The sequence below is a fragment of the Sedimentimonas flavescens genome (assembly GCF_019264375.1).
Taxonomy (GTDB): Bacteria; Pseudomonadota; Alphaproteobacteria; order Rhodobacterales; family Rhodobacteraceae; genus Rhodobacter; species Rhodobacter flavescens.
In genome coordinates, this window is sequence record NZ_JAHVAI010000011.1 from 90,287 (window position 1) to 113,953 (window position 23,667).

General features: G+C 65.4%; 22 protein-coding genes. 13 read left to right on the top strand and 9 right to left on the bottom strand.

The features are described from left to right. Positions 1-17: 17 nt before the first annotated feature. From folE2 to KTQ37_RS11850, 6 genes are all read right to left on the bottom strand, one after another. Entirely contained in the window at positions 18-1,112 is a 1,095-nt protein-coding gene (folE2, locus tag KTQ37_RS11825; RefSeq protein WP_218630727.1) for a GTP cyclohydrolase FolE2, read from the bottom strand. A gap of 105 nt (positions 1,113-1,217) precedes the next feature. Further along, a complete protein-coding gene (locus KTQ37_RS11830) occupies positions 1,218-2,396 on the bottom strand; it encodes an aminotransferase class V-fold PLP-dependent enzyme (protein WP_218630728.1) in 1,179 nt (392 codons plus the stop codon). A 124-nt stretch (positions 2,397-2,520) separates the two neighbouring features. Further along, positions 2,521-3,138, bottom strand: coding sequence for an inner membrane-spanning protein YciB (locus tag KTQ37_RS11835; protein WP_218630729.1), 618 nt, complete (start codon positions 3,136-3,138; stop codon positions 2,521-2,523). A 2-nt stretch (positions 3,139-3,140) separates the two neighbouring features. Further along, a complete protein-coding gene (locus KTQ37_RS11840) occupies positions 3,141-4,040 on the bottom strand; it encodes an EamA family transporter (protein WP_218630730.1) in 900 nt (299 codons plus the stop codon). 30 nt (positions 4,041-4,070) lie between these two features. Next, positions 4,071-5,132 (bottom strand): signal recognition particle-docking protein FtsY, encoded by a 1,062-nt coding sequence (gene ftsY, locus KTQ37_RS11845; protein WP_218630731.1) that lies wholly within the window; start codon positions 5,130-5,132, stop codon positions 4,071-4,073. Between the two features lie 65 nt (positions 5,133-5,197). Continuing rightward, positions 5,198-5,815 (bottom strand): lysoplasmalogenase family protein, encoded by a 618-nt coding sequence (locus KTQ37_RS11850; protein ID WP_218630732.1) that lies wholly within the window; start codon positions 5,813-5,815, stop codon positions 5,198-5,200. A gap of 94 nt (positions 5,816-5,909) precedes the next feature. On the opposite strand from KTQ37_RS11850, the gene KTQ37_RS11855 reads away from it, so the two are divergent. Together KTQ37_RS11855 and KTQ37_RS11860 are read left to right on the top strand one after the other, a co-directional pair. Next, positions 5,910-7,061, top strand: a complete 1,152-nt coding sequence (locus KTQ37_RS11855) for an alkane 1-monooxygenase (RefSeq protein WP_328799728.1) — start codon at positions 5,910-5,912, stop codon at positions 7,059-7,061. A 58-nt stretch (positions 7,062-7,119) separates the two neighbouring features. Beyond that, positions 7,120-7,530 (top strand): hypothetical protein, encoded by a 411-nt coding sequence (locus tag KTQ37_RS11860; RefSeq protein WP_218630733.1) that lies wholly within the window; start codon positions 7,120-7,122, stop codon positions 7,528-7,530. On the opposite strand, the gene xseA is transcribed toward KTQ37_RS11860, so the two are convergent. Then, positions 7,531-9,054, bottom strand: coding sequence for an exodeoxyribonuclease VII large subunit (gene xseA, locus KTQ37_RS11865; protein ID WP_218630734.1), 1,524 nt, complete (start codon positions 9,052-9,054; stop codon positions 7,531-7,533). It abuts the gene before it with no gap. A 68-nt stretch (positions 9,055-9,122) separates the two neighbouring features. Here xseA and purD point away from each other — a divergent pair, with 68 nt between their 5' ends. Further along, the gene (purD, locus tag KTQ37_RS11870) at positions 9,123-10,385 is read left to right on the top strand and encodes a phosphoribosylamine--glycine ligase (RefSeq protein WP_218630735.1); all 1,263 of its coding nucleotides are present in this window, start codon (positions 9,123-9,125) and stop codon (positions 10,383-10,385) included. Between the two features lie 207 nt (positions 10,386-10,592). Here the strand turns inward: purD and KTQ37_RS11875 are convergent, their stop codons facing one another. Then, positions 10,593-11,972, bottom strand: coding sequence for an L-serine ammonia-lyase (locus KTQ37_RS11875; protein WP_218630736.1), 1,380 nt, complete (start codon positions 11,970-11,972; stop codon positions 10,593-10,595). Positions 11,973-12,146: 174 nt separating this feature from the next. Here KTQ37_RS11875 and rpiA point away from each other — a divergent pair, with 174 nt between their 5' ends. From rpiA to KTQ37_RS11920, 9 genes are all read left to right on the top strand, one after another. Then, positions 12,147-12,932, top strand: coding sequence for a ribose-5-phosphate isomerase RpiA (gene rpiA, locus KTQ37_RS11880; protein WP_218630737.1), 786 nt, complete (start codon positions 12,147-12,149; stop codon positions 12,930-12,932). Between the two features lie 63 nt (positions 12,933-12,995). Next, a complete protein-coding gene (gene gor / locus KTQ37_RS11885) occupies positions 12,996-14,351 on the top strand; it encodes a glutathione-disulfide reductase (RefSeq protein ID WP_218630738.1) in 1,356 nt (451 codons plus the stop codon). Between the two features lie 56 nt (positions 14,352-14,407). Beyond that, positions 14,408-15,538, top strand: a complete 1,131-nt coding sequence (gene hflK / locus KTQ37_RS11890; protein WP_218630739.1) for an FtsH protease activity modulator HflK — start codon at positions 14,408-14,410, stop codon at positions 15,536-15,538. Next, positions 15,538-16,431, top strand: a complete 894-nt coding sequence (gene hflC / locus KTQ37_RS11895) for a protease modulator HflC (RefSeq protein WP_218630740.1) — start codon at positions 15,538-15,540, stop codon at positions 16,429-16,431. Before hflK ends, hflC begins: the two co-directional genes overlap by 1 nt. Then, positions 16,428-16,622: a DUF2065 domain-containing protein gene (locus KTQ37_RS11900; RefSeq protein WP_218630741.1), complete on the top strand. Its 195-nt coding sequence runs from the start codon at positions 16,428-16,430 to the stop codon at positions 16,620-16,622. The genes hflC and KTQ37_RS11900 overlap by 4 nt, the downstream gene beginning before the upstream one ends. Before the next feature lie 134 nt (positions 16,623-16,756). After that, positions 16,757-18,232, top strand: a complete 1,476-nt coding sequence (locus KTQ37_RS11905; protein ID WP_218630742.1) for a DegQ family serine endoprotease — start codon at positions 16,757-16,759, stop codon at positions 18,230-18,232. A 176-nt stretch (positions 18,233-18,408) separates the two neighbouring features. Beyond that, on the top strand, positions 18,409-18,732 hold the full coding sequence (locus KTQ37_RS11910) for a 2Fe-2S iron-sulfur cluster-binding protein (RefSeq protein ID WP_218630743.1): 324 nt from the start codon (positions 18,409-18,411) through the stop codon (positions 18,730-18,732). Positions 18,733-18,938: 206 nt separating this feature from the next. Then, the gene (purU, locus tag KTQ37_RS11915) at positions 18,939-19,823 is read left to right on the top strand and encodes a formyltetrahydrofolate deformylase (RefSeq protein WP_218630744.1); all 885 of its coding nucleotides are present in this window, start codon (positions 18,939-18,941) and stop codon (positions 19,821-19,823) included. Between the two features lie 130 nt (positions 19,824-19,953). Further along, entirely contained in the window at positions 19,954-20,907 is a 954-nt protein-coding gene (locus KTQ37_RS11920) for a DMT family transporter (protein WP_218630745.1), read from the top strand. Here KTQ37_RS11920 and KTQ37_RS11925 read toward each other — a convergent pair. Then, on the bottom strand, positions 20,834-21,490 hold the full coding sequence (locus tag KTQ37_RS11925) for a thiamine diphosphokinase (protein WP_218630746.1): 657 nt from the start codon (positions 21,488-21,490) through the stop codon (positions 20,834-20,836). The two genes, KTQ37_RS11920 and KTQ37_RS11925, sit on opposite strands and share 74 nt — an antisense overlap. A gap of 141 nt (positions 21,491-21,631) precedes the next feature. On the opposite strand from KTQ37_RS11925, the gene KTQ37_RS11930 reads away from it, so the two are divergent. Beyond that, positions 21,632-23,632, top strand: a complete 2,001-nt coding sequence (locus KTQ37_RS11930) for a hypothetical protein (protein WP_218630747.1) — start codon at positions 21,632-21,634, stop codon at positions 23,630-23,632. The last annotated feature ends 35 nt before the right edge of the window (positions 23,633-23,667 follow it).

The following is a 23,667-nucleotide window of genomic DNA, read 5'->3' on the forward strand; positions in this document are numbered from 1 at the left end:
GGGCAGCGCCCCCTCCCTCAGCCGCCATGCACAAGCGAGGCAAACAACCGCGGATCGAGGCTTTCTGCGGCGAAGGTCTCGCCTTCGGTCAGTAGCGCCACGGCGTCATGGCTATGCAGGCTTTCCTGATGGCTAGCCACCACGCGGAAATCGCCCACGCGCGGATCGGCCAGAAGACCGGCCGCAAAGGCGCGCACCGCATCCTCGACAAAGATGGGATTGGCGGCGTTCAGCTCGGCAAAGGCCTGCTCGTCCTCGCGCTTGACCATGACCTGGGTCTCGGTCGGCACGGCGGCGCGGGCGATGTCGATCAGATCCTCGAACCACAGCCGCTGCCCGGGCTCTGCCACCACCGAGATCCGCGCGACCGAGCGCTGCGAATGCGGCGTCGCCAATTGCCCACGCACGCGGCGGGCGTGCTCGGACAATTCCAGCGAACAGGGGCAGGTCGAGGAATAGACGTAGTCGAGATGAATGATCCGCTTGCGCGTCCCGGCGCGGTCGATCTGCTCGAGCGCAAAGTCGTAATACTGCCAGCCCGAGAGGCCCGAGCGCAGGCTTTCCACCCGCGTCGGGTAGGAAAAGCGCATCTGCAAGCGCGCGTCGAAGCTTTCCAGGTGATCTTTGTAGTCATCGACCGCCTGCGACATCACCCCGCTCGAAAACGCGGTTTCCGAATGGGCATAGAATGAGCGCATGATGCGGCTCATATTGATGCCCTTCTTCTCGGCCTCAAGGCTCACCGTGCCGGTGACCGAGGTCTCCAGTGTGATCTCGCCGCCCTCGCGCAGCCGGTAGCGGATCGGCAGGCGGAAATTCGAAATGCCGACATGCTCGATCCGCGTCTTGGCGCCGACGATCAGCGAGGCCGGGCCGTTTTGCAGATCAGGCAGGCCCGCCTTGTAGGCGGCATCGACCTTGAAGTCAGGATCGTATGTCCGGCTCAGATCCGGGTAATTGCCCACGGCCCGTTCGGGCAGCAGCCGGGCAATGGCCGGGTCGAGCTGTGCGATCTCGGTCTCGCTCGCCTGCCCTGCCCAAGCGCGCAGAACCTCCAGAGCGGCCTTGGCCTCGTCCGTATCCGGCATCGCGATGCGGTCCTGAATGTTCATTGGGTCACCTTGCGGACTTGTCCCGGACGACCCCCGGGCACTTTTGCATATGGGGGTGATACGAAAAAAGTCCAAAACAAGTTGCGCCCGGGCGACACAAAAAGATCAGGCTGCGTCCAATGCCTGCAATACATCGGCCACCAGGTCCGAACCATCCTCGATTCCCATCGAGATCCGAACCATTCCCGGCGTGATGTTGATCAGCGCGCGCTCTTCCTCGGACAGGTTCTTGTGCGTCGTCGTGGCCGGATGGGTCGCGATCGACTTGGCATCGCCGAGGTTGTTCGAGATCGAAATGACCTTCAGCGCATTGAGGAAGCGGAACGCCGCCGCCTTGCCGCCCTTGAGATCGACGCAGACCATCGTCCCGCCAGAGCCCATCTGCTCCATCGCAAGCGTATGCTGCGGGTGGTCGACCAACCCCGGATAGATCGCACGGGCAAGCTTTTCATGCCCCGCCGCAGCCGAGGCCACCATCGCCGCATTCGTCGCCTGCGCGCGCACGCGCAAATCGAGCGTCTGCATCCCCGAGAGCATGATCCAGGCGTGGAACGGGCTCATCGCGCCTCCGGTGTGCTTGACATAGGTCTCCAGCGGGCCGCGGATATATTCCTTCGTACCGCAGACAACGCCGCCAAGCGCGCGCCCGCCGCCGTCGATATGCTTGGTCGTCGAATAGGCGATGATATCGGCGCCGAGTTCGACCGCATTCGAGAAGATCGGCGAGGAAAAGACGTTATCCACCACCACGACCGCGCCATTGGCATGGGCAATCTCGGACACGCCCTTGATGTCGACGACCTCAAGACCGGGGTTCGAGACGCTCTCGAAGAAGCAGACCTTGGTCGCCGGGGTCATCGCGGCGCGCCACTCGTCCAGCTTGGTGCCGTCAACCAGCGTCACGCCGACACCAAAGCCTTGCAGCACCTTGAGCACATGCAGGCACGAGCCGAACATCTGCCGCGCGGCGACGATGTGATCGCCCGCCTTGACCAGACAGGTCAGCGCGCCGTTGATCGCGGCCATGCCGCTGGCGCAGGCGAAGGCGTCCTCGGTGCCCTCGATCGCGGCGATGCGGTCTTCGAACATGCGGGTGGTCGGGTTGCCGTAGCGGGCGTAGATGAATTCGTCATCGCCCGAGGACAGGAAGCGCGCCTCGGCGGCCTCGGCCGACGGATAGACAAAGCCCTGCGTCAGAAACAGCGCCTCGGCCATCTCGCCATACTGGCTGCGGCGGATGCCTTCATGGACGAGTTTCGTGCGGGTTTTCCAATCCTTCGACATGGAACGGGCCTTTCGTTGCAAGGTTCCCTGCCCTAACGCCGCGCCGCGCCTGCGTCAACCTGCCACGCCATGCCTCACACGGGTTTCGGCCTTGTATTCAAGGGGCTGAATGCAGGGGCGCGTCTCAGGCGTCGCCGCCATCCTCGCCCGGCTTTTCATAGCCGTAGCGCGCGAACAGGCGGCTTTGGCCCATGAAGAAGGCGAACATGATGATCGTCAGCCCGAAGGTTTTGAAGTTGACCCAGGTCTGGTCCGACATCGTGCGCCAGATCGCCTCATTGGCAACCGCAAGACCGAAGAACAGCGCGATCAGGCGCTTGGTCAGGATGATCCAGCCTTCGTGCTGCATGGGCAGCGCGTCATCCATCACCAGTTGCAGCCAAGGCTTGCCGCGCATCAGCCCCACACTCAGCAGCACCGCGAACAACAGATAGATCAGCGTGGGCTTCATCTTGAAGAACTTGGGGTCATTGAGCCAGACCGACAGCCCGCCGAAGACCACCACCAGCACGAGCGTCGCGATCTGCATGGGCGCCAGCCGCCCCGTAAGCCGCCACAGCGCGAGCGTGGTCGCCACCAGCAGCGGAACGAACAGCGCCGTGGCCACCACAAAGCCCGAATAGGCCGTGCCCCCAATGGTGACATCGGTATCCTTGAGGCGCGAGAAAGCCACGAAGAACACGACCAGCGGCCCGAACTCGAGCCCAGCCTTCACCCAGGGATTGATCTTGCGTCCGGCCATTCTTACCCCGCCACTTCAACGATTACGGCGCCCACCGCGATCAGCGCCATCAGCGCAGTGCGGCGCGGCCCCACCTTTTCCCCCAACACCAGCCAGCCGATCAGCGCGGCGAACACGGTCGAGGTCTCGCGCAGCACGGCGGCCTGCCCGACATTGTCGAGCCGCGTGGCCATCATGATCGCGCCAAAGGAGAAATAGGCCACGAAGGCCCCGATGACACCCCTTTTCAGAAGCGGCACGAATTCCGAGGAGGGCACGTTGCGCCAGCGCCGCAGCGTCAGGAGCGGCATGAACCAGCCGTCGATGAAGAAAAACCACGCAAGGAAGGTGAACGGATCGGCCGTCGCGCGGATGCCATAGGCGTCATAGGTCGTGTAAAGCGCCACGAACCCGCCGGTCAGCACAGCAAAGCCAAGCGCGGGGATCATCGTCTCGCGGTTCAGTGTGATGGTGCGCAGGTTGTAGAGCGCAAGGCCGTAGATGCCGGCGACCAGCACGCCGACGCCGACCCACTGGCCTGCGTTGAAATGCTCATCGAACAGGAACCCGGCCCCGATGACGGCGAAAAGCGGGCCGGTGCCGCGCACGACCGGATAGACGACCGTATAGGCGCCGCGGCTATAGGTCATCGCCTGCGCCAGCTTGTAGCCCGCATGGATCACGAAGACGCCCGCGAAGATCGGCCACATATGCGGCTCGGGCCAGGGCACAACGAACAGCGCGAAGGGTGCGGCGATCAGACCATAGCAGGCATCGATCACCGCGCGACTGAGCCATGGGTCATGCCGACCCTTTTGCAACGCGCCGAACAGCGCATGCAGCAGCGCGGCCATAAGCGCCAGCACCAGCGCGGCCTGATGCCCGGCCGGAGTGCCTTCAAGTGAAGTAAGCCATTCACTCATCGCCAAGCGGCCCCTTTCGGCACCCGCTCTTTATTCATTCGCACCAACAAGCGCGCGGGCGAAGTCTTCGGGGTCGAACGGCGCCAGATCGTCGATCTGCTCGCCCACCCCGATGGCATGGATCGGTAGGCCGAACTTGTCGGCCAGCGCAACCAGCACGCCGCCCTTCGCGGTGCCGTCGAGCTTGGTCATCACCAGCCCCGAGACATCGGCGATCTTCGAGAAGATCTCGACCTGGCTCAGGGCGTTCTGACCGGTCGTCGCATCCAGCACCAGAAGCGTGTTATGTGGCGCGGTCTCATCTATCTTGCGGATAACACGGATGATCTTGGCCAACTCTTCCATCAGATCGGCGCGGTTTTGCAGCCGCCCGGCGGTATCGATCATCAGCAGATCGGCGCCGTCTTCCTGCGCCTTGGTCAGCGCATCGAAGGCCAGCGAGGCCGGGTCCGAGCCCTCGGGCGCAGTCAGCACCGGCACCCCGGCGCGATCGCCCCAGACCTTGAGCTGCTCGACCGCTGCGGCGCGGAACGTGTCGCCCGCAGCGATCACCACCTGTTTGCCCGCCGCGCGGAACTGCGAGGCGAGCTTGCCGATCGTCGTGGTCTTGCCCGAGCCATTCACGCCCACCACCAGCACGACCTGCGGGCGCTTGGGGTAGATCGGCAGCGGGCGGGCCACCGGCTCCATGATCCGAGCGATTTCGTCGGCCAGAAGGGCCTTGATCTCGGGGACGGACAGCTTCTTGCCCATGCGCCCTTCGGCAATATTCGCACTGACCCGCAGCGCCGTCTCGACCCCCATGTCCGAGGCAATCAGCAGCTCTTCGAGGCTCTCGAGCATCTCGTCGTCCAGCACCCGGCGCGGGGCGGCGGCATCCTCGCCTTTGCCCAGAAGCCGCCCGAAGAAGCCGGGTTTACGCGCCTCGGCGGGTTGCGGGACAGGCTGCGGCGCGGCGGCCACTGGTGCGGCAGGCGCTGGCGCCTCGGGGGCTGCGGGCTCGGGCGCCTCGGCGACGATGGCCTCAAGCCCCTCTTCGAGCTTCGAGGAGGAGCGCGTCAGGCGCGACTTCAGTTTTTGGAAAAACGACATCAGGCAGCCCTTCGGGTGGTTTCTTCTCACCTAATCAATCCGGGCGCCCGATGGAAGGGCGAAGCTCAGACAGCACCCCACAGGATCAGGACCTGCCCGCACCAGTAAAGCACCCAAAGCAACCGCTGGCAGGCGCGGCGCAGCGGCCCATCCGCCAGCACGAAGATCTGAACGGCCAGCACGAGGTCCGAGGCGACAAAGAGCACCGCGCCCGCGCGCAGCATCGCGCGCCCCTCCATCCCGAGGGCCGCAAGGCTCATCGCCAGGATGACCAGCACATAGCCCCGCACGGGCCAGCGCAGCGCGCCGGTGCGGGGCGCAAGCCAGAACTCGGTCGAGGCGCCAAGCAGAACCAGCGCCACGATCACAGGCCAGCCGGGCACCCCGGCGCCCATCGCGATGAAGGCCGCGACATAGCTGGCGTGTCCCGCCGCGAAAGCCGCCATGCCCAGCAAGAACGCCCGCTCACCGTCGCGCGAAAGGAACCAGTCGCCGACCGCACCAAGTGCCAGCCCAAGCGCGACGGTCCATGGCGCGCCCAGCATCGGCGCGGCCAAAGCCAGCGCCGCGACCGATCCGGTCTTGACCACACTCTTGCGCAGGGAGGATGGTGCCGTGGCAAATGCCAAGAACTGCCAAACCGCCAGAAGCGCCGCAAAACTGACAAGAAGCTGCTCCATCATGGCGCCACAGCGCCAGAAAATCGCCGCGCGATCAAGGCTGACCCATCGGCAGCCCACACAACCGGCAAGGCTCCGACGCAAGCGAGTATGAGTAGTGACGACCCAGACCGACCCGACCCGATCCCCCGGCCCGCTGTCCTCCCTTGCCCGTCTGGGGCGCGCGACGCCGGGCGTGGACCTGTTCGCACTGGTTACACTCGCACCCATCCCCCTGCTTCTTCTGGGCGCGTTTCTGGGCGGCGCCTTCGTCTGGGTCGCTCTGATCTACATGACAGTGCTGATCTTCGCGCTCGACGAGATCATCGTCCGCGCCTCCCCTGATGCGCCGGAAGGGACCGAGTTCCCCGCCGCAGACAAGCTTTCGATCGCGCTTGGCTGCGCGCATTTCGTGCTGCTTGGGGTCGCGGTGGCGGCAGTGTCGGGAGCAACCGGCCTTGGCTGGGGGGCGCGTGCGGGCCTCTTCTGGGCTTTCGGGCTCTTCTTCGGGCAGGTGTCGAACTCGAACGCGCATGAGCTGATCCACCGCGCCAACGCACGCCTGTTCCAACTGGGCAAATGGGTCTATATCTCGCTGCTCTTCGGGCATCACACCTCGGCGCATCGGCTGGTGCATCACCGCTTCGTCGCCACACCTGACGACCCCAACACCGCTGCATTGGGCGAAGGGTTCTGGTCCTTTTTCACACGCGCCTGGGGCGGCTCGTTCATCGCGGGATATGAGATGGAGCGCACCCGCATCGCCTCTGCCACGCAGCAAGATGGCGCACGGCGGATGATCAACCCCTATGTCGGTTACGTGCTTGGCGGGTTGTGGTTCCTGCTGATCGCGGGGCTGACCTTCGGGCTGGCCGGAGTGCTGGCCTATCTGGCGCTCTGCCTCTACGCGCAGCTTCAACTGCTGCTGTCGGACTATGTTCAGCACTATGGGCTGGAGCGCGCCCGCATCGACGAGGTGCATTATGAGCCCGTCGATATCCGCCACAGCTGGGATGCCCGCCAGCCGGTCTCCGCGCTCTGGATGCTGAACGCGCCACGCCACTCGGACCACCACGCTCACCCGGCCCGCGCCTATCCCGCGCTGCGCCTTGGCGACACCCGCGACAAGGCGCGCCCCATGCTGCCCTACTCGCTGCCGGTGATGGCGACTCTGGCGCTGATCCCAACGTTGTGGCGACGCACGATGGATCGCAAGGTCCGCACCCTGCGCAAGCACCACGAGGCCGCTCGCACGCCGCTCACTTCATAGTGGCTTTCACTACTGGGCCGTTCGTGCCACTCTGCGGCCATTCTGACCGGAGTGTTTCATGGCCCTGCCCCACCTGATGACCGCCCTCGCGATTGCGCTTGCACCGGGATTGGCCTTAGCGGCAGACGGCAAACCGCTTGACGCGGCGGGGTTCGACGCGCGCACCGTGGGCAAGACGATCACCTATTTCTCGGGCGGCGAGCCCTATGGGGTCGAGCAATACCTGCCCGGCCAGCGCGTAATCTGGGCCTTCACCGAGAGCGAGTGCAAAGAAGGCCGCTGGTTTCAGGCGGGTGAGTTCATCTGCTTCGATTACCGCGACCGGAACGGCCTTCAGTGCTGGACGTTCTACGACCGCCCCGAGGGGCTGATGGCCCGCTTTCAGGGTAGCCCAGAAAGCGAGCCGCTGATTTCGCTGCAAGAGAGCGACAAGCCCCTGTCCTGCCCCGGCCTGAACGTCGGGGTCTGATCAGAACAGACTGCCCTGGTTGGGCGGCTCGGGCTTTTTGGCGCGCGCGGGTTTGGGCGCGGGCTGCGGGGTCGGCGGCGCATCTGTTCCCGTGACAACCGGCAGACGGCCATCATGGAACTCGATCTCAAGCGCCGCGTGCCCGGCGGCGTCAGCCCTGCTGGTCACCACATCCTCGCCCGCGCGCACGACCGCATAGCCGCGCCGCAACGTTTCGCGGTAGCCAAGCGTCTGGCGCATCCGGTCAAGCCGTTCAAGCCGCTCGGCCAGCGCCTCGAAGCGGACATGCGGCGCGCGCTGAAGGCGCTCACCCAGACTGTCGAGCTGCGCACGGCCCAGGCGGTTCTGGCGCTCGGCATCGGCGCGGGTGCGCGCCAGCGCCGGGGCCAGACGTCCGGCCAGACCGGCAAGCCGCCGCGCCTCCTCGGCCATGAAGCGGCGCAGCACATGCGGGGCGATGCGCGCCTCAAGCGGCGCGAACAACGCGCGCTTGCGCGTGGTGACCATGCGCAGCGCAGGGCTTAGGCGGTCGCTCATCAAATCGAACCGCTGCCGCGCCGGTTGCAGCAGCGCATCCGGGCGGCCAAGGGCGCGCGACAGATCGGACAGCCGCTGGCCGCGCTGATCAAGCCGCCCGCGCGTTGCCCGCGCCATACGCGCCTCGGCCTCGGCCAGACGCGCGGCGAGTTCGGAGCGCACCGGCACAGCCATCTCGGCCGCCGCCGTGGGCGTCGGCGCCCGGCGATCCGAGGCAAAGTCGATCAGCGTCGTGTCGGTCTCATGCCCGACGGCAGAGATCAGCGGAATGCGGCTTTCTGCGGCGGCGCGCACGACGGATTCTTCGTTGAACCCCCAGAGGTCCTCGATCGAGCCGCCGCCACGCGCGACAATGAGCAGATCGGGGCGCGGGATCGGCCCGCCCTCGGGCAGGGCGTTGAAGCCCCGGATCGCCGCCGTCACCTCGGGCGCGCAGGCCTGCCCCTGCACTGCCACCGGCCAGATCAGGACCCGCCGCGGAAAGCGGTCGCGCAACCGATGTAGAATATCGCGGATCACCGCGCCCGAGGGCGAAGTCACCACGCCGATCACCTCGGGCAGATAGGGCAGCGGGCGCTTGCGCGCGGCGTCAAACAGCCCCTCGGCCGCCAGCGCCTTGCGCCGCGCCTCAAGCATGGCCATCAGCGCGCCCGCCCCGGCGGGTTCGACATCATCGACGATCAGCTGGTATTTCGACTGGCCCGGAAAGGTGGTCAGCTTGCCGGTGGCGATGACCTCCATCCCCTCTTCGGGGCGCACCTGCATCCGCGCGACCTGCCCCTTCCAGCTGACCGCCGCAATTACCGCGCGGTCGTCCTTGAGGTCGAAATAGAGATGCCCCGAGGACGGGCGCGAGACCCGCCCCACCTCGCCGCGCACGCGAACGCGGCCGAACTCGCCCTCGATCACGCGCTTCACCGCCCCCGAGATTTCCGAGACGGAATAGTCATGGGCGTTCGAGCCGGGGGTTTCGTCCAACAGATCCATTGCGCGCCTTGCCTGATTTGGGTCCAGACCTTAGAAGGCGCAGCAAGGATGGCCAAGGGGGTTGAGCGATGAATATTCTGTTGCTGGGTAGCGGTGGGCGTGAACATGCGCTGGCTTGGGCGATCAAGCAGAACCCGAAATGCGACCGGCTGATCGTCGCTCCGGGCAATGCCGGGATCGGCGCGATCGCCGAACTGGCCTCGATCGACCCCTGCGACAGCGCCGCCGTGCTCGCCTGCGTCGAGGAAAACGCCATCGACTTCGTCGTCGTCGGCCCCGAGGCCCCGCTGGCCGCCGGTGTGGCCGACGCGCTGCGTGGCGCGGGCATCCTGACCTTCGGCCCCTCGGCCGCAGCGGCCAAGCTCGAGTCCTCCAAGGCCTTCACCAAGGAGATCTGCGAAGCCTGCAAGGCACCGACCGCAGGCTACGCGCGCTTTGACGATCTCGAAGAAGCCAAGGCCTATGTTCTCGCACAGGGCGCGCCGATCGTGGTCAAGGCCGATGGCCTCGCCGCCGGTAAGGGCGTCATCGTCGCGATGACCCTCGAAGAGGCGCTGACCGGTCTTGAGGAGATCTTCGGCGGTGCCTTCGGCGCGGCTGGCGCCGAGGTGGTGATCGAGGAATTCATGGAAGGCGAGGAAGCCTCGTTCTTCATCCTCTCGGATGGCGAGAACGTGCTGCCCGTCGGCACCGCGCAAGACCACAAGCGCGTGGGCGACGGCGACACCGGGCCGAACACGGGCGGGATGGGCGCCTACTCGCCCGCGCCGGTTCTGACAGACGCGATTCAGACGCAGGTGCTGGATCAGATCGTCAAGCCGACCGTGGCCGAGATGGCCCGCCGCGGCACTCCGTTCCAGGGCGTGCTCTACGCGGGCCTGATGATCAAGAACGGCCACGCGCGCCTTGTCGAATACAACGTGCGCTTCGGCGACCCCGAGTGTCAGGTGCTGATGCTCCGCCTTGGCGCACAGGCGCTCGACCTGCTTCTGGCCTGCGCCGAAGGGCGACTGCCGGACGTTCAGGCCCAATGGGCCGATGATCATGCGCTGACGGTAGTGATGGCCGCCAAGGGCTACCCCGGAAGCTACGAGAAAGGTACCCCGATCAGTGGCCTCGACGCCCTGCCCGAAGACAGCTCCAACATGGTCTTCCACGCCGGCACCGCCCTACAAAACGGCCAACTGGTCGCCACGGGCGGGCGTGTGCTCAACGTCACCGCACGCGGTACAACCCTGCGCGAAGCCCAACAAAAGGCCTATGCGATGGTCGAGCAGATCGACTGGCCCGAAGGCTTCTGCCGCAAGGACATCGGCTGGCGCGCGCTCTGACGATCAAGAAAGGGGGGCTGTCTGCCCCCCTCTTTGCTTACAGCAAATTCACCCCCCGAGGATATTTCAACCACATTGAAGCGCATGTGCGTTTCCCTTCAATGTGGCCCAAATATCCCGGGGTGAATGGCCGCAGGCCAGAGGGGCCGCGCCCCTGAGGCGCCCGACGAGCGGCGAGCTTGCCCGCCCGAGGAGGGCGCACTCTCCTCAGCAGTTCGGCACGTTGACCGCCAGTCCGCCAAGGCTCGTTTCCTTGTAATGCTCGTGCATGTCGCGGCCGGTCTGGCGCATCGTTTCAATCGCCGCGTCAAGCGGTACAAAATGCGACCCATCCCCGCGCAACGCCAGGGATGCGGCGGAGATCGCCTTGATCGCACCCAACCCGTTGCGCTCGATGCAGGGCACCTGCACAAGCCCCTTCACCGGATCGCAAGTCATCCCGAGATGGTGCTCCAGCGCGATCTCGGCAGCGTTCTCGATCTGCTCGGGCGTGCCCCCGAGCACCGCTGCGAGCCCCGCTGCCGCCATCGCCGCCGCCGAGCCGACCTCGGCCTGGCAGCCGCATTCCGCCCCAGAGATCGAGGCGTTCGTCTTGATGATCCCGCCGATCGCGGCTGCGGTCAGCAGGAACTCCCCCACCCGCGCACCGGATGCCCCCGGCACATGGTCAAGCCAATACCGGATCACGGCAGGAACCACACCGGCCGCGCCATTCGTCGGCGCTGTCACGACCTGCCCTCCGGCGGCGTTTTCCTCGTTCACCGCCATCGCATAGGTCGATATCCAGTCGTTGATCGTGTGCGGCGGCGCGAGGTTCATGCCGCGCTCGGCCTGAAGGCTTTCCAAAATTCCCTTCGCGCGGCGGCGCACATGCAACCCACCGGGCAGCACGCCGTCACCCACCAACCCGCGCGAGATACAATCGTTCATCACCTGCCAGATCCGGGCAAGCCCCGCGTCGATCTCGGCTTCCGAGCGATAACGACGCTCATTGCGGCGCTTCATCTGCGCGATGCTCAGACCCGAGGCATGGGCCATCTGCAACATCTCGACGGCGGTGCGGAAGGGGAAGGGCACCGGCGAAGGCTCGGACAGCGCCTTGTCATCGACGGCCTCGTGCTCGGCTGCGGTCAGCACGAAGCCCCCACCGATCGAATAATAGGTCTCTTGCATCAGCACGTCGCCTTGCGCGTCGAGCGCCTCAATGACCATGCCATTGGCGTGTCCGGGCAGCGCCGGGCCGAAATCGAACACAAGATCGCGGTCGGGATCGAAGGCAAGCACGTTCAGACCCGGAGGATGGATCGTGCCCGTGTCGCGATTTGCCGCCAGCGCGGCCTCGGCCGCCGCATGATCGTAGCTTTCGGGCAGAAAACCCGCGAGGCCAAGGATCGTGGCGCGATCGGTCGCGTGCCCCTTGCCGGTGAACGCGAGCGAGCCGTAAAGCCGCGCGCGCAATCCATGCGCGTGGAAGGGCGAGGCGCGCAGGCGATCGAGAAACCGCCCCCCGGCCACCATCGGGCCCATAGTATGCGAGGAAGACGGGCCGACGCCCACCTTGAAGATGTCGAAAACGCTTAGAAACATGTTGGCTCCCTGTCGCGCACAGCTTGGCATGAAACGACGCGGACGCGGGTGTAAAAACGACCTTCCGCGCCCGAAACGCGCACAGCCGCGTTAGCCGGGCACAGGCGAGATTCGCCCTCGCACGCGCGGGCGCGATTGCCTATAAGCGAGACGGACCAATTGCAGGAGACGCCCATGCCCGCCGAACTCTCCCCCATCGACAAGGCGAAATTCGCCGCCGCCCGCCGTGCCGTCGACTTTGTCGAGGACGGGATGAAGGTGGGTCTTGGCACTGGCTCGACCGCCGCCTGGATGGTGCGCTGCCTGGGCGAGATGGTGCGCGAAGAGGGGCTGAGCATTGTGGGCGTGCCCACTTCGACCCGCACCGCCGAACTGGCCCGCCAGATGGGCATCAAGGTCGTCACCCTCGACGAGGCAAAGTGGCTCGACCTGACCATCGACGGCGCGGATGAGTTCGATCCGGAACTGAACCTGATCAAGGGCGGCGGCGGCGCGCTGCTGCAAGAAAAGATCGTTGCCACCGCCTCGGACCAGATGATCGTGATCACCGACGCCGCAAAGGAAGTGGCGCAGCTTGGCGCCTTCCCGCTGCCCGTCGAGGTCGTGCCCTTCGGCTGGCAGACCACCCGCGGGTTGATCGAGGAAATGCTTTCGAGCATGGACGTCATGGGCCGCCAGACCGCGCTGCGCCTGAACGGCACCCAGCCTTTCCTGACCGACGAGGGCAATTACATCGTAGACTGCCACCTCAAGCGCATTGGCAACCCGCGTCAGCTTAGCCTTGTGCTGAACCAGATCCCCGGCGTGGTCGAGAATGGCCTGTTCATCGACATCTGCGACAAGGTCATCATCGGCGGCGCGGACGGCACGGTGGAGCTGCGTGACATCAATGATGGCAGCGTGTCGCATGACCGCATCGACTTCGCCGAAGAATCGAACATCTTCAGCGATCTGGACTGAGGCGCTGGTCGCGCGGCCGGCGCGACCTAGATCAGCCCCGAGCAAACCGGAACGGGAAGAGACATGACTTTCGACTACGACCTCTTCGTGATCGGCGGCGGTTCGGGGGGGGTGCGCGCCGCGCGCATCGCCGCAAGCGAGCATGGCGCCAAGGTCGCGCTGGCCGAGGAATACCGCATGGGCGGCACCTGCGTGATCCGCGGTTGCGTGCCCAAAAAGCTGATGGTCTTCGCCTCGCAGGGACCTGCCATGATCGAGGAGGCACGCGCCTACGGTTGGGACGCGCAGATCGGCGGCTTCGACTGGACGGCCTTCCGAGGCAAGCTCGATGCGGAACTTGACCGGTTAGAGCGCATCTACCGCGCAGGCCAGCAGGGTGCGGGCGTGACGGTCTATGACCAGCGCGCCACCGTCGCAGGGCCGCATGAGATCCGCCTCGCGGATGGCAGCACCGTCACCACCAAGCATATCCTGGTGGCGACGGGCGGGCGCCCCTTCGTGCCCGAGTTCGAGGGCCGCGAGCATGTGATCACCTCGAATGAGATCTTCAAACTTGACGCGCTGCCCAAGCGCCTTCTGATCGTCGGCGGCGGCTATATCGCCTGCGAGTTCGCCTGCATCATGGCGGGGCTTGGCGTGCAGGTCACGCAGTTCAACCGCTCGCCGCTGCTGCGCGGCTTCGACACCGAATGCCGCGATCTGATCGTGGCGCAGATGCAGGCGCAGGGGATCGAGATTCACACCGGCATCGTCATCTCGAAGATCGAGAAAACCGATCAGGGCCTGCATATCCACGGCTCGGACCTGCGCGACGACACCTTTGACGCGGTGCTTTACGCCACGGGACGGGTACCGAACACCGACGGGCTGGGCCTTGAGGCGGCAGGCGTGAAACTGGCCGAGAATGGCGCCGTAGCCGTTGACGCGTGGTCGCAGACGAATGTGCCCTCGATCTACGCCGTGGGCGATGTGACTGACCGCATCCAACTGACCCCGGTCGCGATCCGCGAGGGCCACGCCTTTGCCGATACCGTCTTTGGCGCCAATCCTCGCAAGGCGGACCATGAGCTGGTCGCCTCGGCGGTCTTTACCCGGCCCGAATTCGGCACCTGCGGCCTGAGCGAAGAAGACGCCCGCAAGCAAGGCCCGGTTGAGGTCTATGTCTCGGCCTTCCGGCCGATGCGCTCGATGTTCGCCGGATCGGACGCGCGGGTGCTGATGAAGCTGGTGGTCTGTAAGCAATCGCAACGCGTTCTGGGGTGCCATATCGTCGCCCCCGAGGCGGGAGAGATGATCCAGATGGCGGGCATTGCCATGAAGATGGGGGCAACCAAGGCGCAGTTCGATGCGACCTGTGCGGTGCACCCGACAATGGCCGAAGAACTGGTGACAATGCGAAAACCCGTGCGCACGGCTTGAACCCGCGCACGAACATGCCCAAGTGGCTTAGGAACTGACAAGAAGGTGAGGATGGCATGAGTAACGGAGGTCCCTGGGGAACAGGTGGCGGAGACGACGACGGTCGTGAAGACCAGCGCCCCGGTCAGCGCCGACCGAATGAGGGCAACCCGATCCCCGAGATCGAAGAGTTCATGAAGAAGGGCTCGGAGCAACTCAAGGTGCTCATGGGCGGTCGTGGTGGCTCGGGGGGCGGTCGTCCCACCGGCGGCGGCAGGCCTTCTGGTCCGGCCTTCACCGGCTCGACGCTCGGCATCGCGATCCTGGCCGCGGCGGGCGTATGGGCCTATGCCTCGTTCTATACCGTCAAGCCCGAAGAACGCTCGGTCGAGCTGATGTTCGGCCAGTACAAGTCCACCGGCAGCCCCGGCCTGAACTTTGCGCCCTGGCCGGTCGTGACGGCAGAGATCGTTCCCGTGACGCGCGAACAGACGGTCGATATCGGCACCGGGCGCGGCAGCGAACTGGACACAGGGCTGATGCTGACGGGCGATCAGAACATCGTGGATATCGAATTCCAGGTGGTCTGGAACATCTCGGACCCGGCCAAGTATCTCTTCAACCTCGCCGATCCCGAAGACACGATCCGCGCGGTGTCTGAATCCGCGTTGCGCGACATCATCGCGCGCTCGGAACTGGCGCCGATCCTCAACCGCGATCGCGGTGCGATTGCGGCCGACCTGCGCCAGGCCGTGCAGGCGACGCTGGAAACCTACGACGCGGGCATCAACATCGTGCGTGTCAACTTCAACCGCGCCGACCCGCCGCGCGAGGTGATCGACAGCTTCCGCGAAGTGCAGGCCGCCCAGCAGGAGCGCGACCGTCTTGAGAAAGAGGCCGACGCCTACGCCAACAAAGTGACTGCGGGCGCCCGCGGTGCGGCCGCGCAGCTCAAGGAAGAGGCCGAGGCCTATCGCGCCAATGTGGTCAACACCGCCCAGGGTGAGGCCGCGCGCTTTATCTCGGTCTATAATGAATATGTGAAGGCCCCTGACGTGACTCAACGCCGGATGTTCATGGAAGCCATGGAAAAGCTGCTGGGATCGGTTGACAAGGTAGTCATCGACCAACCCGCCGGCGGGTCTGGTGTGGTGCCCTATCTGCCGCTCGACCAGCTGCGCAAACCTGCTACGGGAGGGACGAACTGATGGCTAAAGCTCCGCTGCTGATCCCCGCCGTGGCCGTTATCGCCGCAATCGCGCTTTCGTCGATGTTCGTCGTGGACGAACGCGAACGGGCGCTGGTGCTGCAATTCGGTCAGGTAAAGCAGATCAAGACCACTCCGGGTCTCGGCTTCAAGGTGCCGCTGATCCAGGAGGTCGTGACCTATGACGACCGCATCCTGAGCCTGCCGACCCGCCCGCTTGAGGTTACGCCGCTCGACGATCGCCGCCTGGTGGTCGACGCTTTCGCGCGCTGGCGTATCGTCGATCTGGTCAAGTTCCGCGAAGCCGTGGGCGTGGGCGGTCAGACCGTCGCGAAAAGCCGCCTCGACGGCATTCTGAACAACGCCATCCGCGAGGTTCTGGGCTCAGTGCCTTCGACCGCCGTTCTGTCGGATGACCGTACGCCGCTGATGAATCGGATCCGCGATCTGGCACGGCGCGAAGCGGCGGCACTGGGCATCGACGTGATCGACGTGCGTCTGACCCGCACAGACCTGCCCGAGCAGAACCTCTCCGCGACCTATGACCGGATGCGCGCCGAGCGTGAACGCGAGGCCGCGGACGAGCGTGCCCGTGGTGGCGAAGCTGCGCAGCGTGTCCGCGCAACCGCCGACCGCACCGTGGTCGAAGTGACCTCGGAAGCCCGCAAGCAGGCCGAGATCATTCGCGGTGAAGCCGACGCCGAGGCGAACGGCATCTATGCTGACGCCTACAGCAAGGACCCGCATTTCTTCGCCTTCACCCGTGCGCTGCAGTTCTACACCGTCAGCATGAAGCCGGGTTCATCTTCGCTCGTGACGCAACCTGACAGCGTCTATTTCGACTATGACAGGTTCCTGCAGTCGATTGGCGAGGGCAAGGCCGCCACGCAATGATCGAAACGCTGATCATGGGCCTCGGCCTTGTTCTGGTGATCGAGGGGCTGGCGCTTGCGCTGGCCCCTTCGCGTATCGAGGAGGCGCTGGCCTTCCTTGCCGCCATCGGCCCCGAAAGGCGCCGCGCACTTGGCCTTGCCGCGCTGGCAGTGGGGGTGACCGTGCTATGGGGGGTGCGCGTCTTCGGGTGATGTGTTCAACTGCGCCTCACATTGAATTGAGGCTTTGCGACGGTGTTTCATTTGCGCCCTACCGGGCTAAGGTATTTATCAATGGTATCGCTGGGTCCCCTCTGCCCGGCCAATAATTCAAGCGGGAGCCAAGCATGACGACACAAGCCCTTTCCCTGACCTTCCCCGTTCCGACGCGTGGCGGCCTTACCGGCGCCCTTGGCGCGGCGATGCTGGCCATTGCGCTGGCGCTCGCGCCGATCGCACCGGCCCATGCGCGCGCCGCACCCGAAAGCTTTGCCGATCTCGCGGAAAAGGTCAGCCCCTCGGTCGTCAACATCACCACCTCGACCGTGGTCTCCGCGCCTGTCGATGGCCCCCAGTTCCCCGAAGGCTCGCCCTTCGACGAGTTGTTTCGTGAGTTCGGCTTCCCGAACATGCCGCAGAACCGCCAGCAGGGCCCGCGGCGCTCGAACGCACTCGGCTCGGGCTTCGTGATTTCGGAAGACGGCTATATCGTCACCAACAACCACGTCATCGAAAACGCCGACGAGATCCAGGTCGAGTTCTTCTCGGGCGAGACGATGGATGCCAAGCTGATCGGCACCGATCCCAAGACCGACATCGCGCTGCTCAAGGTCGAGAGCGAAAAACCGCTCCCCTTCGTCACCTTTGGCGACTCGGACCGGATGCGCGTGGGCGATTGGGTGATGGCCGTAGGCAACCCGCTCGGCCAGGGCTTCTCGGTGTCGGCAGGTATCGTCTCGGCGCGCAACCGCGAGCTGTCGGGCACCTACGACGACTACATCCAGACCGACGCGGCGATCAACCGCGGCAACTCGGGCGGTCCGCTGTTCAACATGGACGGTCAGGTGATCGGCGTGAACACCGCCATCCTGTCGCCCAACGGTGGCTCGATCGGGATCGGCTTCTCGATGGCGGCGAATGTGGTCAACAAGGTCGTCGGCCAGTTGCGGGAGTTCGGCGAGACCCGTCGCGGCTGGCTCGGCGTCAAGATCCAGGACGTGACCGCCGACATGGCCGAGGCGATGGGCCTTGCCAAGGCCGAAGGCGCGCTGGTCTCGGAAGTGCCCGAGGGCCCCGCGCAAGAGGCGGGCATTCTGGCGGGTGACATCATCACCTCCTTCGATGGCGGCGAGGTCAAGTCGACCCGCGATCTGGTGCGTCGCGTCGCCGATGCGCCGGTGGGTCAGGCCGTGCGCGTGACCGTCCTGCGTGGCGGCAAGAGCGAAACGCTGCTGGTCACGCTTGGCCGCCGTGAACTGGCCGAGGGCGAGGCCGTCCCGGCTGCCGTCACCAAGCCGCAAGAGGCCGAGAAAAGCCTGCTTGGCATGACGGTCACCCCCCTCACCGCCGAGTTGACCACCGAGATGGGCCTGCCCTCGGGCACCACTGGCCTTGTGATCAAGGAGATCGCCGAAGACAGCGCGGCCTTCGAGAAGGGCCTGCGCACGGGCGATCTGATCATCGAAGCAGGCCAGCAGCCGGTTACGGATATCGCCGAGTTGGAGGCCCGGATCGAAGAAGCGAAGGACGCCGGGCGCAAGTCCGTCCTGCTGTTGATCCGTCGCGCTGGCGAGCCGCGCTTCATGGCGCTGCCGATCGAGTGATCATTCAGAACACAGACATGAAAGGCGCCCCACCGGGCGCCTTTTCCTTTACCCGCAGGGAAATCCTTGCGACGGATTGCCCGTTTGGCCGCGTTACTCTGGTCATTGCGTGGTTGATGCCCTAAATCGGGGCCAACAGATCAGGGCGGCCCTTGGGCCAAGAGACGGAACGAGACATGGCGAAGATTATCTATCTTGAACACAACGGCACCCGCCACGAGGTCGAGGTCAAACCCGGCGCAACCGTCATGGAAGGCGCTCGCGACAACGGCGTGCCCGGCATCGACGCCGATTGCGGCGGCGCCTGCGCCTGCTCGACCTGCCATGTCTATGTCGATGCGGCCTGGGCCGACCGCCTGCCCGCGAAGGACTCGATGGAAGAGGACATGCTCGACTTCGCCTGGAATCCCGATCCCGCGCGCTCGCGCCTGACCTGCCAGATCAAGGTCACGCCTGAGCTTGACGGCCTGGTCGTCCATATCCCCGAAAAGCAGATCTGAGACTGCGCTCAGTCTTCAAGGGCCGGGATCATTCCCGGCCCTTATTGCTGCCTGCCCTCCACTATCGGAAACCGGAGACGCATTTGCGACGCGCCTCAGGTCGATTTTCGCGATTGCCGCGTCGCTTCCCGGCTGGCGTGCCGCGGCCTTCGGCCCGATTGTGCGCCTCACACCCCCGCCAATCCGGCGAGATGAAGGAAACGCAAATGAGCTCTTACGTTCTTACGGTGCAATGCCCCTCGACGCGCGGCATCGTCGCGGCAATCGCGAATTACCTCGCGGACAGCGGCTGCAACCTGACCGACTCGCACCAGTTTGACGACGCGCTGACGGGCCGGTTCTTCATGCGCGTGCACTTCGCCTCGGAGAAGGGTGCCGGGATCGATACCCTGCGCGAGGGCTTTGCCGCCGTTGCCGACGCGTTCGCGATGGAATGGGCGATCCATGACGCCGGCACCAAGATGAAGGTGCTCTTGATGGTGTCGAACTTCGGCCACTGCCTGAACGACCTGCTCTACCGCTGGCGCATCGGCGCGCTGCCGATCGACATCGTCGGCGTGATCTCGAACCACCTGACCTATCAGAAGGTGGTGGTGAACCACGACATCCCCTTCCACCACATCAAGGTGACCAAGGAAAACAAGCCGGTGGCCGAGGCGCAGCTGATGTCGGTGGTCGAGGACACCGGGGCCGAGCTGGTCGTGCTCGCGCGCTACATGCAGATCCTGTCGGACCAGCTGTGCGAGAAGATGTCGGGCCGGATCATCAACATCCACCATTCGTTCCTGCCGTCCTTCAAGGGCGCGAACCCCTACAAGCAGGCCTATGAGCGCGGCGTGAAGCTGATCGGCGCGACGGCCCATTACGTGACCGCCGACCTCGACGAAGGCCCGATCATCGAACAGGACACCGTGCGTATCACCCATGCGCAATCACCTGACGACTATGTCTCGCTTGGCCGCGATGTCGAGGCGCAGGTGCTCAGCCGCGCGATCCACGCCCATATCCATCACCGCTCGTTCATCAACGGCAACAAGACGGTGGTCTTCCCGGCCTCTCCGGGCTCCTACGCGTCGGAACGGATGGGCTAAGCCATCACAGGCCCGCGCCCGGCGCGGGCCTTTTCATTTTGCGCGGCTTTCTTCGGGCCTTGGCAAAACGACGCGCGAAGCCGTCGTTTTCAGGATGGACGGCATCACGGACGCAAGATAGCTCGGGCTTATGAGCGAACATGACCGAATCTTTCCCGGCATCGCCCTGATGCTGGGCTTTTGCGTGATAGCGCCCCTGATCGACGTGGCCTCGAAACTGGCTGCGCAATCGGTCCCGGTGGGCACGGTCACGCTTGGGCGTTTCGTGGTGCAGGCTGCGCTGATGGCGCCCATCGTTCTGGCGATGGGGCTGCGCTGGCGCGTCACTGCCGCAGCAGCGCGGTTGCTGGTTGCGCGGGCGGCGGTCTCGATCCTCGCGACCTATTGCTTTGTTGCCGCGGTGCAGGTCATGCCGATCGCCGATGCGCTGGCCATCGCCTTTGTCGAGCCCTTCGTTATCCTGCTGATCGGGCGCTTCGTCATGGGCGAAGAGGTTGGACCGCGCCGGTTGGGGGCCTCGGTTGTGGGCTTCATCGGCGCGCTTTTCGTCATCCAGCCCTCGTTCATCACCTTCGGCCCGGTGGCACTGTTCCCGCTTGGGACAGCGGTCAGCTTTGCGCTCTACATGCTTCTGACCCGCGCGCTGTCGCGGCACATGCACCCGGTGACGATGCAGTTGCACACCGCACTGGTTGCGGCCGTCCTGTGCCTGCCGCTGCTGGCGCTTGGCACTGCGGCGGGCCTCAAAGAGGTCGCCTTCGCCCTGCCCCAGGGTATCTTCTGGCTTTGGGTTTTCTGCGTGGGCCTTGCCGCCACGATCAGCCACATGTCGATGACCTATGCGCTGAAACTGGCGCCCTCCTCGACGCTGGCCCCGCTGCATTACTTCGAGATGCTGACGGCCACGCTGTTCGGATATGTCTTCTTTGACGATTTCCCGAACCTGCTGACCTGGATCGGCGTCGCGATCATCACCGGCTCGGGCCTCTACATCATCCACCGCGAGCGCGTCACCGCAGCCCAAGCGCGGAAAGTGCGGCTGGCAAATGCGGCTTCGGCAGCAGGATCAGTGCCGGGCCCCTAAGCCACAGCCGCACCGCGCTTGCGACCTCATTCGAGGTGCCGACACGACCATCGGGGGTCAGTTCCAGCCCGTCAATCGGCCAGCGCAGCCCTTCCGAGCGTCCTTCGACCCGGCCAAAGGGAAAGATCGAGAATCGCGCGCCGATCGGCAGATCGATCGCCAGCGCCTCGGGCGCGCGAAAGATCACGTCTTCCTCGCCGATCAACAGAATGCGCTGACCCGCGCGCTGCGCGACCTCGTTCAGCGTGGCAAGGGTGTGGTCCAGCCGCAGCCCGGTAAAGCCAAGCGCCAGGTAGAACTCGGCGCGCACATGGGTCAGGCATTTGCCAAAATCGGTGCTGTCCTGCTCGGCGATCTCATGAATACGGCCCGCGAGGCGCGCGCGCGCCGCCGCACTCAGGCTGTCCATATCGCCGATCACCGCCTCGGGCACCGCGCCCAGTTCCAGCGCGCGATCCCCGCCCCCGTCGGCCGCGATCAATCTGGGCGCAATTGTGAGCGCGGATTGCAGATCATCGGCTGCGACGGCGCCTCCGCCGAGCAACGTAACTCCGCCAGAAATGTGGACAAATTCGACCGTCATGGCATGATTGATGCCGATTAAGGCACGGAATTACAATCGAGACCGGAAAAATTCCCCGAGTTTGCCTTTTTTCGTTCACGCTAAAGAACCAGTTCACCCTGATCGTGGCCGAACGTCGGTTTAGAAGAAAGCGAGAGTTCCATGGTTGGTGCGAGTAAGATCCTCACCGTGTCCTACGGGACCTTCTCCTGCACGCTGGAGGGCTTTGACGAGCCTTTCAGCACCATGAAGGCCATCGCCGAGTATTTCCGCGATCTGGCTGCGGATGACCGCTACTTCGGCGCGGAACCGCCGCAGCCCGACGCCGAGATGCTTCACCGCATCGCCGAGCGCGAGATTCAGCGCCGCGTGGAAGCCAAGATTCAGGCCAATGGCGTCGTGCTGCGCCCGCAAATCGAAGAGGCCGCGCCCGAGCCCGTGGCACAACCCGCGCCTGCCGCAGCAGCTCCGGCACCCGAGTCTGTCGCCCAACCTACCCCGGCCCCGCAGCCCGCCGTGGCCGAGGATTCGGTGGCCGCAAAACTCCAGCGTATCCGCGCCGCCGTGGCGTCGGCGCGCACGGCAGCCGTTCAGCCGGACGCCTTCGCGGAAGAGGCCGATGTCGTGCCCGAACCCGCTGCGGAAACCAGCTTCGCCGAGAGCGAGGACTTCGGCTACCAGCTTGATATTTCAGGCCCAATCGAGGCCGAAGAGGTCAATGCCGCGCCGGACGTTGAGGCCGTGGAAGAGCCTACCCCGGCGCCCGCCTTCGCCGCAGACCCCGACGCCGCCGCCCGTCGTCGCGCCGCGCGCCGCGCCGCGCGCGCCGCAGTTCTGGCCCAAACGGCGGCTGAGTTGACCGCGCCCGCTGCGCCCGAACCAACGGCTCAGATCGAGGAAGAACTTGAGGAGATCACGCCGGTCTCGGAACTCACCGCGATGCTGCAAGCCGAATCGGCTGTTGTAGAAGTCGAACCGACCCCGGTTGCACTGGATGTGGCGGACGCGGAAGTTCCGCTCGTCCTGGAAGCACCGGTCGAGCCGATGCACAGCATTCTGGCCGAAGAGGCACCGGCGGTTGAGGCTGACGCCGAGGACGAGCAGGATCTGCTGGCCGAGTTGCGCGCGCTACGCAGCCAGAGCGAGGCGGTCGAGGCTGAGGCCGAGATGATCGAACCGCTTCCCGAACCGGAGATCGAGCCGGTGCCCTTCGAACTCATCGAGGATGAGGTTGCGGTTGATCACGTGGCCGAAGCGGTTGCCGAGATCGAACCCGGTGAAGACATCGCCGCAGCAGAACCCGTCGAAGAAATCATCGCGGTCGCACCCGCTGAAGAGATCGCCGAAGTCGAAGCACCGGCAGAGCAGGCGCATGAGCCCGAACTGCCCGTCGCCGAGGCGTCGCGCGGCCTCGACCATGCCGCGATCTCGGCCGAACATGATGCGGATGTCTCGCGCCTGATGGAGAAGGCCGACGAGCAACTGGCCGGCCGCGAGAATCGCCGCCGTTTCTCGGCGATCGCCCATCTCAAGGCCGCCGTCGCCGCGACCGTCGCCGACCGTCGTGCCAAAAGCGCACCGAAGGCCGACGACCAGACCGGCCCCTACCGCGCCGATCTGAGCGAAGCCGTGCGCCCGCGCCGCCCCTCGCAGGCGGAACCCTCGACGCCGCGCCCGGCAGTGAGCGAACCGCGCCCCGCGCCGCTGGTGCTCGTCTCGGCGCAGCGCATCGACCGCGACAGCGAGACCGTGCCGCCCACCGCCCCGGTGGTGCGCCCGCGCCGCATCCCCAGCCGCCTCGTCGCCACGATCTCGCCCGAGGATGAACTGGTCGAGTTCGCCGAGGCCGACCTGCCGCCGATGGCTCCGAGCGAAGCGGCGAGCTTTGCCGAATTCGCCGAGGCGCGCGGTGCACAGGGGCTGACCGAACTGCTCGAAGCCGCCGCCGCCTATACCGCACAGGTCGAAGGCCGCCCGCACTTCTCGCCGCCGCAGGTGATGCGCAAGGTTGCCTCGGTCAGCGAAGGCGCCGAGACCTCGCGCGAGGAACGTCTGCGTGGCTTTGGCGCGCTGCTGCGTCAGGGCAAGATCGAGAAAGTCCGCCGCGGGCAATATGCCATCGCCAAGGCCTCGCGCTATTACGACGAGAGCAAGAGCGCCTGATCACCGGGCAACGAAATGAAAAGGAGGGGCAACGG

What these genes read in the sequence shown, in the direction of transcription:
- folE2 (WP_218630727.1), bottom strand. Translation starts at nt 1,112, where the DNA reads ATGAACATTCAGGACCGCATCGCGATGCCGGATACGGACGAGGCCAAG.
- KTQ37_RS11840 (WP_218630730.1), bottom strand. Translation starts at nt 4,040, where the DNA reads ATGAGTGAATGGCTTACTTCACTTGAAGGCACTCCGGCCGGGCATCAG.
- KTQ37_RS11930 (WP_218630747.1), top strand. Translation starts at nt 21,632, where the DNA reads ATGGTTGGTGCGAGTAAGATCCTCACCGTGTCCTACGGGACCTTCTCC.
- ftsY (WP_218630731.1), bottom strand. Translation starts at nt 5,132, where the DNA reads ATGTCGTTTTTCCAAAAACTGAAGTCGCGCCTGACGCGCTCCTCCTCG.
- KTQ37_RS11830 (WP_218630728.1), bottom strand. Translation starts at nt 2,396, where the DNA reads ATGTCGAAGGATTGGAAAACCCGCACGAAACTCGTCCATGAAGGCATC.
- KTQ37_RS11835 (WP_218630729.1), bottom strand. Translation starts at nt 3,138, where the DNA reads ATGGCCGGACGCAAGATCAATCCCTGGGTGAAGGCTGGGCTCGAGTTC.
- gor (WP_218630738.1), top strand. Translation starts at nt 12,996, where the DNA reads ATGACTTTCGACTACGACCTCTTCGTGATCGGCGGCGGTTCGGGGGGG.
- hflK (WP_218630739.1), top strand. Translation starts at nt 14,408, where the DNA reads ATGAGTAACGGAGGTCCCTGGGGAACAGGTGGCGGAGACGACGACGGT.
- purU (WP_218630744.1), top strand. Translation starts at nt 18,939, where the DNA reads ATGAGCTCTTACGTTCTTACGGTGCAATGCCCCTCGACGCGCGGCATC.
- purD (WP_218630735.1), top strand. Translation starts at nt 9,123, where the DNA reads ATGAATATTCTGTTGCTGGGTAGCGGTGGGCGTGAACATGCGCTGGCT.
- KTQ37_RS11905 (WP_218630742.1), top strand. Translation starts at nt 16,757, where the DNA reads ATGACGACACAAGCCCTTTCCCTGACCTTCCCCGTTCCGACGCGTGGC.
- KTQ37_RS11875 (WP_218630736.1), bottom strand. Translation starts at nt 11,972, where the DNA reads ATGTTTCTAAGCGTTTTCGACATCTTCAAGGTGGGCGTCGGCCCGTCT.
- xseA (WP_218630734.1), bottom strand. Translation starts at nt 9,054, where the DNA reads ATGGATCTGTTGGACGAAACCCCCGGCTCGAACGCCCATGACTATTCC.
- KTQ37_RS11860 (WP_218630733.1), top strand. Translation starts at nt 7,120, where the DNA reads ATGGCCCTGCCCCACCTGATGACCGCCCTCGCGATTGCGCTTGCACCG.
- KTQ37_RS11920 (WP_218630745.1), top strand. Translation starts at nt 19,954, where the DNA reads ATGAGCGAACATGACCGAATCTTTCCCGGCATCGCCCTGATGCTGGGC.
- KTQ37_RS11850 (WP_218630732.1), bottom strand. Translation starts at nt 5,815, where the DNA reads ATGATGGAGCAGCTTCTTGTCAGTTTTGCGGCGCTTCTGGCGGTTTGG.
- rpiA (WP_218630737.1), top strand. Translation starts at nt 12,147, where the DNA reads ATGCCCGCCGAACTCTCCCCCATCGACAAGGCGAAATTCGCCGCCGCC.
- hflC (WP_218630740.1), top strand. Translation starts at nt 15,538, where the DNA reads ATGGCTAAAGCTCCGCTGCTGATCCCCGCCGTGGCCGTTATCGCCGCA.
- KTQ37_RS11910 (WP_218630743.1), top strand. Translation starts at nt 18,409, where the DNA reads ATGGCGAAGATTATCTATCTTGAACACAACGGCACCCGCCACGAGGTC.
- KTQ37_RS11900 (WP_218630741.1), top strand. Translation starts at nt 16,428, where the DNA reads ATGATCGAAACGCTGATCATGGGCCTCGGCCTTGTTCTGGTGATCGAG.
- KTQ37_RS11925 (WP_218630746.1), bottom strand. Translation starts at nt 21,490, where the DNA reads ATGACGGTCGAATTTGTCCACATTTCTGGCGGAGTTACGTTGCTCGGC.